This is a genomic window from Actinacidiphila oryziradicis (assembly GCF_005047355.1).
In the GTDB taxonomy this organism is placed as follows: Bacteria; Actinomycetota; Actinomycetes; order Streptomycetales; family Streptomycetaceae; genus Actinacidiphila; species Actinacidiphila oryziradicis.
Genome location: NZ_SUMC01000061.1, coordinates 1 through 13413 on the forward strand (window position 1 = coordinate 1; position 13413 = coordinate 13413).

A 13413-nucleotide genomic window follows, 5' to 3' on the forward strand; every position below is an offset into this window, starting at 1 on the left:
CGTAAAGCCTTGGTCCGCACATCCGAGCAACGGGTCGCCGGGGCCGTGTTCGCCGCCTCCTCGGTGGTCACTCCCTTCTTCCTGGGGGCGGTGGCAGGCGGCATCGCCTCGGGCCGCGTCCCGACCGGCGGATACGGGGATGCGCTGTCCAGCTGGACCAATCCGACGTCCATGCTCGGCGGCATCCTGGCGGTCAGCGTCTGTGCCTACCTGGCGGCCGTGTTCCTCACCGGTCAGTCCGTGCGGCGCGGCGACACCGAGCTCGAGCAGGGATTCCGGCGGCGTGCGCTCGCCGCGGGCGTCGCCTCCGGACTGGTGGCCCTGGCGGGAGTATTCATCCTCCACGACGACTCACCCAGGCTCTTCCACCAACTGAGCAGAGTCGGACTGCCACTACTGATCATCTCGGCCGTCTGCGGAGTCGCCGCTCTGCTGCTGCTGCGCAGCGGCCGACCGCCCCTGGTACGGACGCTCGCTGCGGCGGCGATCGCCTGCGTGGTGGCAGGCTGGGGCGTCGCCCAGTACCCGTACCTGCTCGGCACCCATCTGACCATCGACCAGGCCGCCTCGCCGAGCGCCACCCAGTGGGTCCTGATCGCCGTCTCGTGCGTGGCAGCAGTGCTGATCGCCCCCTCACTGCTGCTGCTCTACACCCTCTCACTGCGCCGCAAGCTAGAATGAGCCGCCCCACCAGCCCTCAGGCGGCAGTCGCGGGAGCCGGGGGCAGGTACTGAGCCGGTCAAACGACGACGTGGTTGGCGTGCATTTTGGCGATGGCATCGGCCTCGTAGCCGAGTTCGGCGAGGACTTCGTCGGTGTGTTCGCCGAGCAAAGGGGACCCGGTGATCACAGGGGTGAAGCCGGAGAACCCGATCGGGCTGCCGAACGTCAGGTACCCGCGTGTGCGGACTGCCGGCCGATGCCGGTGCCCTCCACCCCGACCACGACCAACGACCAGGGTGCCGTCTGAGCGCATCCAGTCCAGCAGGTCACGGTAGCCGCGGATGGTGGCGGGGAACTCACGGTCGGCCAGGTGCCGGCCGATCGGGTCGATCACGGCCGCGTGGTGGGTCAGACCGTAGGTGTCGACCCCGCCGGTGATCTGCGGGCCGTCGTGGCGTGACTTGGCCTCGACGCCTGCTGGAGTTCCCGCACCTTCGGGAGCTGTGGGGCTCAAATATAGGATTCGGCCGCTGACCTGCGGGTTCTTGGCGGTGTCAACTGGCGATCTGGTTCTCGTTGATAAGTCCGCCGAGGACCGCTGTGTGGTAGACGTGGTACTCGGCGAGGTCGATGGGGCGGCGCGGTATCAGATGCGAGAGCGCGGCGAACCACAGGCGGTCGGCTGGTTCGTAGCGCACGCGCGGGACGTGTCGGCGCAGGACCGCGTTCTCGTGCCGCAGCACCAGCAATTCCGCGTCCTTGGAGACGTCACGCCGCAGCAGCAACGCGGGCAGCGACAGCAGGCGGCGGGTGACGGCGTACACCATGGACAGGATCACGAAACATGATCCCAGACGAGGAACAACCGCTGCTCAGAGACCTGGACTCCCGGTTCCCCACGGCGAAGGACCTCAAAGCCAGACGACGATTCGTGTTTTTGAGCCCCACAGGATCTCCCTGTGCTCGTCGGGATTCCACGGCGGCACAGCTCCGGCGGCAAGATCCGCTATCGCCTTCGTGTGGGCCGCCTCAGGGCCGATCTCCTCGACCCATCGTGCCATAAGGACGTCGCGGAAGACCTGTCTCGGGATACGTGGCATCCCGTCAGCGCCTCATCCGCCACTGACAGTCGGTAGGCGTACGCCTGTGGTGCTTCCCCGGGCCCTAGCCAGATCCGGGCGAGTCGTTCCGCGAAGTCGTCGTCCAGCCGTATTGCCAGTGTTTCGAGGTTGGAGCGCAGTTGTTCGGTCGTCTCTGCTCCAGCGATCGCGGTGGAGACGACGGGATTGCGCAGCAGCCAGGCCAGCGCCATGTCCGCAGGCTTCACGCTCTTGCTGCTGTCGTATCCGGTGGGTGTCGAGCCCCTGGTCGGTTTCCTCGTCGCGGGCGATCAGGCGGATGCCGCTGTCTGTCTTCGGGGCACCCTCGTAGACGTCCCAGTTGTCTTGGACGAGTTGGGTGGCGATGGCCAGTGTTCGGGTCGACCTGGAACGGTCTTCCCAGCGGACGCCGCAGACCTCGCCGCGTCGGGTGCCTCGAAAAGCGATGATCTGCCAGAGCATGTACAGCCGGTCTTGCTCGACGTAGTCGAGAAAACAACCCGTCTGCTCCGGGGTCCAGACACCGTCGGTGCCGGGCGGTGCGATGGCGGCGACGAGGAACTGCCTGGGGTGCGGCGGGCGGGCGAGGGCGATCAGGAGTTCATCGACGGGGCCGACCAGCAGGGCGGCCTCGCGGTGGACGTAGTCCAGCAGGGCCCATTCGACGTGGCCGTAGTCCCACAGCTTGTCGAGCATCTCGGTACGGGCCGGGCTAGAAACGCGCGTGTTCATGGCTTCCCGATGCCCGGAATGCCGTAACTCGTATGTGCAACGGCTACACCTAGCGCAAGAGCTAGGGGTTCCCGTTCGGCGGGCGGTTCCCCGGCCGAAGGGACGGTCAGACTTGGTGAGTCGGTGTTGTCCGTGGTCGCTGAGCCTGTCGTCGAGTCGTTCGCCTTCGATGTCGGGGTCCGGGACGTAGCGGGAGAACCAGCGGGGGTGGTACGAGGCCTTGGCACCGAGGATGGCCATGGCGGCGGGGACCAGGGTGAGGCGGACGACGAAGGCGTCGACCAGGACTCCGACGGCGAAGCTGGATCCGATCTCAGGTCGTGCTGGTCAGAAGCGCAGGAGCACCTTGCTGGACCGGCCGGGGTCCGCGGCGACCTTGAAGGCATCTGCGAGGTCGTCTAGGTCGAACTCGTGGCTGATAATGGCCTCGACGCCCGAGCTGGGGTCGGCGAGGAAGCGCAGCGACGCGGGTAGTTCGGCGGCCATGCGCAGGGAGCCGGTGACTGTCAGTTCGTTGGTCACGATCTGCGAGGCAGGCAATGTGAAATCGGCGAGTGGGAGTTGTCCGACAGCCACCACAGTGCCTCCGCGGCACGCCGCACGCAGCGCCATGGCCAGGCCTGCGGGCGCACCTGAGGACTCGAAGACGATGTCGGCCGGGGGGATCAGCGTGCCGTTGGACATCTGCTCGACGGTGAGGGTCCGGTCGGCCCCTGTACGGGCGGCGACCTGGAGTGGGCGGGCGTGCAGGTCGGTGACGGTCACCGAGCCAGCGCCCCGGTGCCGGGCGATGGCGGCGACCAGCAGGCCAATGGGGCCGGCGCCCACCACTAGGACGTGCGCGCCGTGGAGGGGTGGCCCGTCGGCTTGTTCGGCGCGGGTGACCGCGTGCCAGGCAATTGCCGTCGGCTCGGCCAGAGCGGCCCGGCGCAGGTCCAGGCCGTCGGGGATCGGGACGAGCCGGTCTGTCGGGACGGTCATCCATGTGGCGAATCCGCCATCGGTGTGCGGCCACTGTGCGGCGCTGCCCAGGTAGCGGCACTTCGGGCACAGATGTTCCTGGCCGGTGCGGCACCACTGGCATACTCCGCAGGTCTGCGCCGGGTGTACGACCACGGCGGTGGACCCGGTTGGTCCCGAGCCGTCGACGGCGGCCTGCGCGATCGTGCCGACGACTTCGTGGCCCAGGACCATCGGGGCGCGCAGGACGGAGGCGCCGACGGCGCCGTGACGCCAGTAGTGGATGTCGGATCCGCAGATGCCGCCGTATGCGATGCGCACCACCGCTTCGTGCGGTTGCGGTACGGCCAGTTCCAGCCGGTCCAGCCGTAGATCGCCGGCGGTGTGGACCCGGACAGCCTCGACGGTGCGCTCTGCCGTGAGTACGGCCTGGCCATGTGGGATCGACATGTCAGATGACCGCCGTCATTCCGCCATCGACGAAGACGACCTGCCCGTTGACGAAGTCCGACGCGGCCGATGCCAGCCACACGGCGGGGCCGGCCAGGTCCTGCGGGGTTCCCCAGCGGCCGGCCGGCGTCCGGGACTTGATCCAGTCGACCATTTCAGGGTTCTGTTTCAGGGCGGTGTTCAGGTCAGTATCGATGTAGCCCGGCGCCAGCCCGTTGATCTGAATTCCGGCCGCGGCCCACTCGGCGCACATGACCTGTCCCAGGGCGCCGAGACCCGCCTTGGCCGCAGCGTAGGCGGATGTGGAACCGCGTACCAGCCTGTTCTGCACCGAGCAGATGTTGATGATCTTGCCCCGGCCACGGATGATCATTCCAGGGGCAAGCTGCCGGGCGAGCAGGAAGCAGCTGGTGAGATTCGCTGACAGTACTTCCTGCCAGGCATGCAGCGGGAAGTCGACCAAGGCCGACCGGTGTTGGATGCCGGCGTTGTTGACCAGGATGTCGATGCCGCCCAAGTCCTGCTCCAGCCGTGCAACGGCGGACAGCATGCTCTCGGCATCGGTGACGTCGAAGACCACGGAGTCCACCAAGGCCTCAATACCGTCGTCGGCGAGCGCATTGCGCAGCTGGTTCACCGCGGCCTTGACGCCAAGCTCATCGCGGCCATGTACGGCGACGTGCGCGCCGGCGCGGGCTAGGCCTTCGGCGATGCCGGCGCCGATGCCCCGGGTGGAGCCCGTGACCAGCGCTCGTCGGCCGGACAGGTCGAACGGTGAAGTGCGTATACGCTCTTCCAAGATCACCGGCGTCCTCACGCTTCAAATCCAAGTTCGACGCTCGCCAGGTCGACGAGTTCGCGGGCGATTCGCTCGGCCTGGGCGGCGGCCTGACCGGCCTTGCCGCTGCCGGCCCGCTCCAGGGCCTGCAGGAGTTTGCGGTGCAGTACCAGCGACGGCGGTGTCAGCTCGGTGATGGCCGTGCGCGACTCGTGCTGCCGGGCCTCCAGGGCGGCCACGACCACCTGCCCGAAGCGCGCGACCAGCTCGTTGCCGCATCCGATCAGGATCGTGCTGTGGAACACCTCGTCGGCGCGCAGGAATGTGCGCCGGTCCACTGTCCGGGCGGCGGCTTCCATCTCGTCGCAGGACTCACGCAGGGTCTGAAGCGCTGCGGCGTCCAGCTGGCCGGCTGCCAGCCGGGCGGCCAATGGCTCGATGCCGCTGCGCAGTTGCAGCAGGTCGTGCAGTTGCAGGTCGCTGTCCTTGCCTTCGGAGCGCCAGGCGATCACCTGGGTGTCCAGCAGGTTCCATTCGGCGCGGGGCAGTACGCGGGTGCCGACCTTGTGCCGTGCCACGATCATGCCGAGGCTGGACAGGACGCGCAGGGCCTCACGGGTCACCGAGCGTGACACGTCCAGCTCTTCCTCGATCTTGTCCAGGTCGATGATCTCCCCTTCGGCGAGGTGACCGTCGACGATCGCGGCCCCGAGCTTGTTGACGACGCGAGTGTGAAGATCGCCGCGGCGCTGCATCTGCCCCCCTTGTGGGTCGGTTCCTGGTTCAGATAATAATCATAGTAATCCGAGGAATGGAAGGTTCATGAAGATAATTCAGATCGAGACGTTCCAGGTGGCGCCCCGTTGGTTGTTCGTCAAGGTGGACACCGATGAAGGGGTGACTGGGTGGGGCGAGGCATCCCTGGAAGGGCACGGCGACGTCGTCCGCCAGGCGGTGGCGGCCCAGGCCGACTACCTGATCGGCCAGGACCCGGGGCGGATCGAGGATCACTGGCAGACGATGGCCAAGGGGGGATTTTACCGCGGCGGCCCGGTGCTGTCGTCGGCGCTCGCCGGGTTGGACCAGGCGCTGTGGGACATCGCCGGCAAGACCCACGGAGTGCCGGTCTACCAACTGCTGGGCGGGCCGGTCCGCGACCGGGTCCGGGTCTACGGCTGGGTCGGGGGCGACGACCCGCACCAGGTCGGCGAGGCCGTTGCCGCCCAGGTCGAGGCAGGCCTGACCGCCGTCAAGATGAACGCCTCCGGTGTCGTGGGTCACCTGCCGCCCCAGGCGCAGACCGCCGCCATCCTGGAGCGGGCGGCGGCCGCCCGCGAAGTGCTGGGCCCCGACCGGGATGTGGCCATCGACTTCCACGGCCGCATCTCCGCTCCGGCCGCCCGCCGCCTGCTGCCGTTGCTCGAACCTTTCCATCCGCTGTTCGTCGAGGAACCGGTCCTGCCCGGCAACAACCACGCGGCCCTGGCGCGACTGGTCGCCGGCTCCAGCACGCCGATCGCCACCGGCGAACGGCTGTACTCCCGCTGGGACTTCCTGCCCGTTCTGCAAGCCGGCGTCGCGGTGGTGCAGCCGGATCTGTCGCACGCCGGCGGTATCTCTGAGGTGCGGCGGATCGCTGCCCTGGCCGAGACCTTCGACGCAGCTCTGGCCCCGCACTGCCCGCTGGGCCCGCTGGCCCTGGCGGCCTGTCTGCAGGTCGACTTCGCCACCCCCAACCTGCTGATCCAGGAGCAGTCCCTGGGCATCCACTACAACGAGCCGGGGGAAGACCTGCTGGACTATCTGCTGGACACCTCGGTGTTCGACTTCCGCGACGGCCATATCCACCGCAGGGACGCTCCCGGACTGGGCGTCGCCATCGACGAGGCCGCAGTGCGCCGCGCCGATGCGGCCAGTACCCCGTGGCGCACGCCGGTGTGGCGGCACGACGACGGCGCCTTCGCCGAGTGGTAGCGGCCACCCGCCCGGAACCCGAACCGAGGAGTTCTTCCCATGCCCCAAGATCAAGATCCCCCGTCGCGCGTGGTCTGCTTCGGAGAGACCATGGCCCAACTCGTCCCCGATGACGGGCTGCCCCTGAACACCGCTGCCACGTTCACCGTGCGGACCGCGGGCGCGGAGTCGAACGTCGCCCAGGCACTGGCCCAGCTCGGCATCCCCGTGTCCTGGGTCAGCCGCCTGGGCGAAGACGCCCTGGGCCAGCGCATCACCCGAGACCTCGCCGCCACCGGCGTCGATGTCTCAGCTGTACGGTTCCTGCCCGGCCAGCGCACCGGGCTGTTCCTGAAAGACCCCGGCCCGCACGGCTCGACGGTCACCTACTACCGGGCGGGCTCCGCCGCCTCCACCATGTCGCCGGCCGACGTCGACACTGCCCTGGCCTTTCAGCCGGCGGTCCTGCACCTGTCCGGAGTGACGCCCGCGCTATCGGACAGCTGTGCGGCGGCCATTCGCTATGCGCTGACCGCATGCCGGGCCCAGGGCATCCACACCTCCTTCGACGTCAACTACCGCCCGGCTCTGTGGCCCTCCCCAGCCGTTGCGGCCAACCAACTGCTGGACCTGGCCAACGCGGCAGACACCGTGTTCGTCGGCCTGGACGAGGCCGAGGCACTGTGGGACCTGGCCTCCGCGACCGAGGTACGCCGGCTGATCGGCCAGCCGTCCACCCTCGTAGTCAAGGACGGCGCCCGCGCGGCCGTCTCCTTCGGCCGGGCCGATGAACCGGTCGTCGTGCCCGCGCTGCCGATCGTCGTCCGGGAGCCCGTCGGAGCAGGAGACGCGTTCGCGTCCGGTTGGCTGTACGGAAGGCTCCACGATCTCCCGTGCACCGCCCGCCTTCGCCTCGGGCACCTCATGGCCGGGGCCGCCCTGACCTCCCTCGGCGACCACTTCACCATCCCCGACACCCCCGAACGCCTGCTAGCGGTGGCTTGCGCGTCGAGTTGGGCAGGCGGCTGAACACTCTGATGCCGGGGGGACCTTCGAGGTCTTCCGGCCCAGGTCTCTGTGGGCCGTCGGCGGGATCGGCTTGAGCCCGGATGCGGCCGCGACCAGGTCCACCGCCGGCCGTGGCCGACGGCACCGGTCGGCCAACGAGCAGGCACCGCCAACTGCCCGCGCACAGCAGCAGGCCATGCCGCCATAGCGGCACCGCAGCTGATCCGGTGGGTTCGTCGCAGGACGTGGACGCCGGCGCCGACGGCCTGCCGGACAACCCGGTCGCACGCCGAACAGCTACCCTGAACGGTTCCCTGCCCGAGCGGCACCGGACCCACAGCGCCTTGGCATCGCGAGCACCGCGCTCGCTCGCGAACAGCGCGACGCGCCCCGTGCGGGGCTATCGCCGACCACTGGCGGTCCTTGGTGACCAGGTGCCCGACATGCCCGGTCACCGCCAAATCCCCCGTCGCTGGAGGGCAACACCCCGGCGGGCCCCGCGCTGATCTCCAGGCCTCGGGTAATTCTCTCAGTCACCCGTTCGGCGGACACCGCCTTTTGGCCGGCTGCCCCGGCCAATCAAGGTGCAGGTCGGCGGGGCGGCACACCAACGGCAGCGTCCCAACCTTCGTGGCCTCCAGGGTCTTCCATTGCTGTGATTACTCTGATTATTATCTCGCACAGCAAGTTACGTGAAGGTTTCAGCCACCGCGCTCGGATGCCTGACACCGGCACAGCCACCACGCTTCGGAGGGGCCGGCGCGAGCCGCGAACCCCCGGAACACCGCCCTTATTTGTGGCGATCAACGCACAGTAAGGCCCCACTCCCGGGCTGGACATCCGACCTGAACAGGAGCCCCTCATGGGTCACAGAGTTCGTAAGCATGTGCTGCCGGCCGTTCTCGTCGTAGCCGCGTTCACCATGAGCGCCTGCAGCACCAACTCTTCGGGAACCTCCACCAAAAGCCCGAGCAACGCGCCGGCCGCCGACAGCTCCGCCGCCGCGTTGCAGGGGTCGATCGCGTTCAACGACGACAAGCTCGCCGAGTTGCGAGACAAGATCAAGGCGGCACTGGCGGGCAAGGACCTGTCGAAGGTCGACAACGCCGTCGTGGTCAACGTGGTGTCGGCCTACTGGGACGCGGCGAAGACCGGCGCGGAAAAGGGCGCCTCCGAACTCGGCGTCAAGTCAACGTTCCAGGAGCCCCCCACCCAGGACGTGACCCTGCAGCTGTCGATGATCAACACGCTGGTGTCCCAGGGCATCACAGGCTTCTCCGTCTCGGCGATCCAACCGTCGGCGATGGGCAGCGCGGTGAGCGCGGCCACGGCCCGCGGGGTCAACATCCTGCCGATCGACGGGCCGATGCAGCAGTACCAGAGCGACGCGCCGGTGTACCTGGGCACCCCGAACTACGCCGCCGGGCAGCAAGCCGGCAAGGCCATGGCCCAGATGCTGCCCAACGGCGGGGACGTGGCGCTGCTGACCGGTTCGCTGACCGCGACCAACGCCACCCAGCGCATCGCGGGCTTCAAGGACGCCATCAAGGACACCAAGATCAAGGTGTTCCAGGTGTACAACGACAACGGTGACGCCGGCAAGGCACTGCAGAACGCCTCGGCGGCGATGCAGGCGGACCCGAACCTGAAGGCCTTCTACACGGTGTGGTCCTACGACGGCCCGTCGGCCGGGCAGGCCGTGCAGAGCGCTGGCAAGTCCGGCAAGGTGCAGATCCTGGCCGACGACGCCGAGCCGAAGACGCTGCAGATGCTCAAGTCCGGCGTGATACAGGCCATGGTGCTGCAGCAGCCCTACCAGCAGGGCTACATGGCCGAGTACATCCTGACCGCGATGAAGGTCCTGGGCAAGGATGCGACGATGGCACTGCTCAAGCCCTATCTTGAGTCGGACGGCTACACCCTGTCCTCGGGCATCGGCGTGGTCACCGCCGCCGACCTCGACGCCTACAACGCCAAGCTCGCCAGCTTCGGCCTCGCCTCGTCATGACGGCGGCCGACGTCGCCGCCAGCCCGGCGGTGCACCTGCGCCAGGTGACCAAGGCATACGGACCGGTGCGGGTCCTGGACGTGCCAGACCTGGTGCTGCGCCGCGGTGAGGTCGTGGCGCTTGTGGGGGAGAACGGTGCCGGCAAGTCCACGATGATGGGCGCTATCGCCGGCACCGTCGCCCCAACCACCGGGACGGTCGACATCGGCGGCGAAGAGGTCGCGGCCGGTCATCCGGCCGCGGCCGCCGCCGCAGGTGTGGCCATGGTCTCCCAGGAGTTCCCGTTGGTGGCCCAGTTCTCGGTAGCCGAGAACCTGCTCCTGGGGCGCACCCCCGAGGGCACCCGGCGCGGCATCTTGGACCGCCGGGCCCTGCACCGCCAGGCCCAGGCCGCGCTTGACGAGCTGGGCCTGGACATCTCGGCCAGCCAACGACTGGACACGCTGTCGGTCGCCCAGCGCCAGCTCGTCGAGATCGCCAAGGCATGGGCCCGTAGGCCGCTGGTGTGGATCCTTGACGAGCCCACCTCCGCCCTGGGCCCGGTGGAGGCCGCGATGGTCCTGGACCTGGCCCGACGCCTGGCCGAAGACGGCGGTGCCGTCATCTTCGTCGGCCACCGCATGGACGAGGTCCTGGACGTGTCCGACCGCCTGGTCGTGCTGCGCAACGGCGAGATCGTCGCCGACCTCTCCCGGGACCAGGCCAGCGAGGAGGTTCTGGTGCGGGCCATGGTCGGCGCCGAGCTGGCCCAAACGGAGGACGATCTGCCCGCGGTCGCGACCGCGACCGTGCTGGCCGCGCGCGGCCTGGCCGCCGACGGCTTGGGCCCGCTGGACCTGGACTTGAACGCCGGGGAGATCGTGGGCGTGGCCGGGCTGATGGGCTCCGGGCGCAGCCGCTTGCTGCACACCCTGTTCGGCGCTCAGCCGCGCACCGGCGGCACCGTCACTCTGGCCGGCACACCGTTCCGCCCCCGCAGCCCCGCTCAGGCGATCGCAGCCGGCGTGACCCTGGTCGCCGAAGACCGCAAGGAACAGTCCCTGCTGCCGGCCGCGCCCATCCGCTGGAACCTGACCCTGACCGCGCTGCCCCGCCTGGCCCGCCGCGGCTATCTGCGCCCGGCAGCTGAACGCCGCGAGGCCGCCCGGCTGCTGACCCTGGCCAACGTGCGCTGCCGCTCCGCGGAGCAGCCGATCCGCGACCTGTCCGGCGGTAACCAGCAGCGGGCGATCTTCGGACGGGCGGTGGCCACCAACCCGGCCGTCCTGCTGCTCGACGAGCCCACCCGCGGTGTGGACGTCGGCGCCAAATCCGAGATCTACCGGCTGATCACCGACGCCGCCTCGGGAGGCTGCTCGGTCCTGGTCGCCTCTTCTGAGCTGGAGGAACTCCTGCGGATCTGCCACCGCATCATCGTCATGGCCGGCGGCCGCGCGGTCGCCGACATCGCCCGGGCCGACTTCACCAAAGAACTGATCATGACCTGGGCGGCCGCGACCGCCCCGACCAGCGGAAACCGGTAAGGAAGCCATGCCAGTGTCGACCAACACGAACGGCCCGGCCGAGGCGCTCGGCCGGACGCAGCGCCCCCAGCCGGGCCGCGGCTGGACCCGCAGGCTAGCCGAGACCCCCGAGATCGGCGTGATCACCGCCTGTATCGCGGTGTTCCTCGGGGTGTGGGCGGACAAGAACCGGTTCGCCGACCCGGGGAACCTGAGCGAGATGAGCCGCAACCTGGCCGAGTTCGGGATCCTGGCCTTGGGGGAGTCCCTGGTCATCCTGACCGGCGGCATCGACCTGTCGGTCGGCGCCTTGGCCGCGCTGTCCGGGGTGTTCAGCGCCTGGCTGTTCGTCCAGGCCGGCCTGCCGCTGGCCCTGTGCATCCTGCTCACAATTCTGTTGTGCGCGGCGGTTGGGGCCATGCACGGACTGTTCGTCACCCGCCTGAACGTGCCCCCGTTCGTGATCACCCTGGTCACGTTCACCGCTGCCCGCGGTGGCGCTGAGGCGATAACCCATAGTGTGCCGATCTCCATCTCCGGGCAGGCGTTCATGGACCTGTCCCAGCAGAGCGTTCTTGGGATACCGCTGCCGGCGCTGGTGTTCGTGCTGGTCGCGGCCGCTGCCTGGTTCTTCCTGGAGCGCATGTACCTGGGCCGGCAGACGTATGCCGTCGGCGGCAACGCCGAAGCGGCGCGGCTGGCCGGCGTCAACGTCGGCCGCCGGGTGATGTGGACCTACGTCACCTCCGCCGTGCTGGCCGGCATCGTCGGCATCCTGATCGCCGGCCGGCTGGGGCTGGGAGACCCTTCGGTGGCCAATGGCTACGAACTCGACGCGATCGCCGCGGCCGTCATCGGCGGCGTCAGCCTGCTCGGAGGGCAGGGGCGCGTCATCGGCATCGTCGCAGGCAGCGTCCTGCTCGTCATCATCAACGACGCGCTGATCGTGCTCAACGTCAGCCCCTACTACCAGCAGATCGTGCTGGGCGCGGTCCTCGGCGTCGCGATCACCATCGACCGGGTGCGCGCCAAGCGCCTGGGCCGGGCTCGCCGACTGGTCAGGGCCCGCGCCGGCCGAGCGACCCAACTACCAGCCGAAGCAGCACCGGAAGACTCCCCCAGTGAGCTGCGCACAACAACCCGCTGACAACACTAAGGACGTTCATGCCGTGAACACCGAATCCGCCGTGCCCTCAGACGAGGCCGACCCCGCGACCGTGCGGATCGTGCTGGTCGGCTGCGGAGCGATCGGCTGGGAGGTGGCCACCCGGGTCTACGCGCACCCGACCGGCGGCCGCTACCGCCTCGTGGCAGCCGTCGACCCGCACGCCGACCGGGCCGACGCCGTCGGCGCTCTGCTGGGCATACCGGCCTTTGCCTCCCTCGCCGAGGTGCTGGCCGCCGGAGTCGAGTTCGACGCTGTCGACCAGCGCCTGCCGCACCACCTGCATGCCGACGCCGCCGTCGAGGTATTGACCGCCGGCCGGCACGTACTGGTGGAGAAGCCCCTGGCCACTTCAGTTGCCGACGCCACGCGCATGGTCGCCGCCAGCGAAGGCGGTGGCGTGGTGGCGGCCGTCGCTGAGAACTACCCGCACCTGTCGGCGGTCAAGGCCGCCCGCCACGCCATCGCGGCCGGGCAGGCCGGTGCGATTCGGGCGCTGCGCACCACCCGCGCCTACACCCTGGGCGGCGTCTGGGTCCGCGACGGCTGGCGGGCTGGCACTGGCCCGTCCTCCGGGATCATGCTGGACCAGGGCACCCACCACACGTCCCTGCTGCGCCAGCTCGGCGGAGAGATCACAGCCGTGGCCGCCCAGCACAGCACCGCGCCCGAGGATGCTGGAGACGGTGAGGTGGAAACCGTCCTGCTCACCGTCCGGTTCGCCTCCGGGCTCATCGGACACTCCGTCTACTCCTGGGGCGCCGCTGCCCTGGTCGACGAGGCCGAAGCCACGGTCTTCGGCTCGAAGGCCCGCATCGACGTGCGCGTCAGCTATGAGGCCGACCTCGGCCACGCCCACTGCTTCGACGCGCACGCGCAGACGCCGCAGGGCACCGCCATCAGCCCGCCGGAGAACTACTACGGCAGCCACCGGCTCATGGTCGACGACTGGGTGGCGGCGATCATCGAGCAGCGCCAGCCGCTGGTGACCTTCGCCGACGCTGCGGCCGACCTCGCGGTCGTGTTCGCCGCGGCAACCTCCCTGCAGCACGGCGGTGACTTCGTCGAAGTCGCCCAGATCGTAAAGGGCTGAG

14 protein-coding genes are annotated in these 13413 nt (G+C 69.2%); 8 read left to right on the forward strand and 6 right to left on the reverse strand.

Annotation, left to right across the window (positions count from 1 at the left end; translation table 11 throughout):
* Positions 1-681 (forward strand): cytochrome d ubiquinol oxidase subunit II (locus tag FCI23_RS38125; RefSeq protein WP_136728757.1); only part of this gene is annotated, 681 nt, incomplete at its 5' end.
* 58 nt (positions 682-739) lie between these two features.
* On the opposite strand, the gene FCI23_RS58590 is transcribed toward FCI23_RS38125, so the two are convergent.
* From FCI23_RS58590 to FCI23_RS64105, 3 genes are all read right to left on the reverse strand, one after another.
* On the reverse strand, positions 740-1177 hold the full coding sequence (locus tag FCI23_RS58590; protein WP_211265645.1) for a hypothetical protein: 438 nt from the start codon (positions 1175-1177) through the stop codon (positions 740-742).
* 40 nt (positions 1178-1217) lie between these two features.
* On the reverse strand, positions 1218-1502 hold the full coding sequence (locus FCI23_RS38140; RefSeq protein ID WP_246144475.1) for a hypothetical protein: 285 nt from the start codon (positions 1500-1502) through the stop codon (positions 1218-1220).
* A 167-nt stretch (positions 1503-1669) separates the two neighbouring features.
* The gene (locus tag FCI23_RS64105; protein ID WP_136728758.1) at positions 1670-1975 is read right to left on the reverse strand and encodes an aldo/keto reductase; all 306 of its coding nucleotides are present in this window, start codon (positions 1973-1975) and stop codon (positions 1670-1672) included.
* Here FCI23_RS64105 and FCI23_RS64110 point away from each other — a divergent pair.
* A complete protein-coding gene (locus tag FCI23_RS64110; RefSeq protein ID WP_407646090.1) occupies positions 1974-2522 on the forward strand; it encodes a hypothetical protein in 549 nt (182 codons plus the stop codon). The two genes, FCI23_RS64105 and FCI23_RS64110, sit on opposite strands and share 2 nt — an antisense overlap.
* Positions 2523-2822: 300 nt before the next feature.
* On the opposite strand, the gene FCI23_RS38155 is transcribed toward FCI23_RS64110, so the two are convergent.
* The 3 genes from FCI23_RS38155 to FCI23_RS38165 are packed head-to-tail and all read right to left on the reverse strand — an operon-like array spanning position 2823 to position 5438.
* Positions 2823-3905, reverse strand: a complete 1083-nt coding sequence (locus FCI23_RS38155) for an L-idonate 5-dehydrogenase (RefSeq protein ID WP_136728759.1) — start codon at positions 3903-3905, stop codon at positions 2823-2825.
* A gap of 1 nt (position 3906) precedes the next feature.
* Entirely contained in the window at positions 3907-4704 is a 798-nt protein-coding gene (locus FCI23_RS38160) for an SDR family oxidoreductase (RefSeq protein ID WP_246144477.1), read from the reverse strand.
* A 14-nt stretch (positions 4705-4718) separates the two neighbouring features.
* A complete protein-coding gene (locus FCI23_RS38165; protein WP_136728760.1) occupies positions 4719-5438 on the reverse strand; it encodes a FadR/GntR family transcriptional regulator in 720 nt (239 codons plus the stop codon).
* A gap of 67 nt (positions 5439-5505) precedes the next feature.
* Between FCI23_RS38165 and dgoD the strand changes: the two genes are divergently transcribed.
* The 6 genes from dgoD to FCI23_RS38195 all read left to right on the forward strand — a co-directional run bounded on the left by dgoD (position 5506) and on the right by FCI23_RS38195 (position 13412).
* Positions 5506-6657, forward strand: a complete 1152-nt coding sequence (dgoD, locus tag FCI23_RS38170; protein WP_136728761.1) for a galactonate dehydratase — start codon at positions 5506-5508, stop codon at positions 6655-6657.
* Positions 6658-6696: 39 nt separating this feature from the next.
* On the forward strand, positions 6697-7665 hold the full coding sequence (locus FCI23_RS38175; RefSeq protein WP_136728762.1) for a sugar kinase: 969 nt from the start codon (positions 6697-6699) through the stop codon (positions 7663-7665).
* An 841-nt stretch (positions 7666-8506) separates the two neighbouring features.
* Positions 8507-9652: a substrate-binding domain-containing protein gene (locus FCI23_RS38180; protein ID WP_136728763.1), complete on the forward strand. Its 1146-nt coding sequence runs from the start codon at positions 8507-8509 to the stop codon at positions 9650-9652.
* A complete protein-coding gene (locus FCI23_RS38185) occupies positions 9649-11175 on the forward strand; it encodes a sugar ABC transporter ATP-binding protein (RefSeq protein ID WP_136728764.1) in 1527 nt (508 codons plus the stop codon). The genes FCI23_RS38180 and FCI23_RS38185 overlap by 4 nt, the downstream gene beginning before the upstream one ends.
* Positions 11176-11188: 13 nt before the next feature.
* Positions 11189-12301, forward strand: coding sequence for an ABC transporter permease (locus FCI23_RS38190; RefSeq protein WP_246144478.1), 1113 nt, complete (start codon positions 11189-11191; stop codon positions 12299-12301).
* Positions 12302-12323: 22 nt separating this feature from the next.
* A complete protein-coding gene (locus tag FCI23_RS38195) occupies positions 12324-13412 on the forward strand; it encodes a Gfo/Idh/MocA family protein (RefSeq protein ID WP_169317113.1) in 1089 nt (362 codons plus the stop codon).
* The last annotated feature ends 1 nt before the right edge of the window (position 13413 follow it).

What these genes read in the sequence shown, in the direction of transcription:
- FCI23_RS64110 (WP_407646090.1), top strand. Translation starts at nt 1,974, where the DNA reads ATGTCCGCAGGCTTCACGCTCTTGCTGCTGTCGTATCCGGTGGGTGTC.
- FCI23_RS64105 (WP_136728758.1), bottom strand. Translation starts at nt 1,975, where the DNA reads ATGGCGCTGGCCTGGCTGCTGCGCAATCCCGTCGTCTCCACCGCGATC.
- FCI23_RS38155 (WP_136728759.1), bottom strand. Translation starts at nt 3,905, where the DNA reads ATGTCGATCCCACATGGCCAGGCCGTACTCACGGCAGAGCGCACCGTC.
- FCI23_RS38165 (WP_136728760.1), bottom strand. Translation starts at nt 5,438, where the DNA reads ATGCAGCGCCGCGGCGATCTTCACACTCGCGTCGTCAACAAGCTCGGG.
- dgoD (WP_136728761.1), top strand. Translation starts at nt 5,506, where the DNA reads ATGAAGATAATTCAGATCGAGACGTTCCAGGTGGCGCCCCGTTGGTTG.
- FCI23_RS38175 (WP_136728762.1), top strand. Translation starts at nt 6,697, where the DNA reads ATGCCCCAAGATCAAGATCCCCCGTCGCGCGTGGTCTGCTTCGGAGAG.
- FCI23_RS38180 (WP_136728763.1), top strand. Translation starts at nt 8,507, where the DNA reads ATGGGTCACAGAGTTCGTAAGCATGTGCTGCCGGCCGTTCTCGTCGTA.
- FCI23_RS38185 (WP_136728764.1), top strand. Translation starts at nt 9,649, where the DNA reads ATGACGGCGGCCGACGTCGCCGCCAGCCCGGCGGTGCACCTGCGCCAG.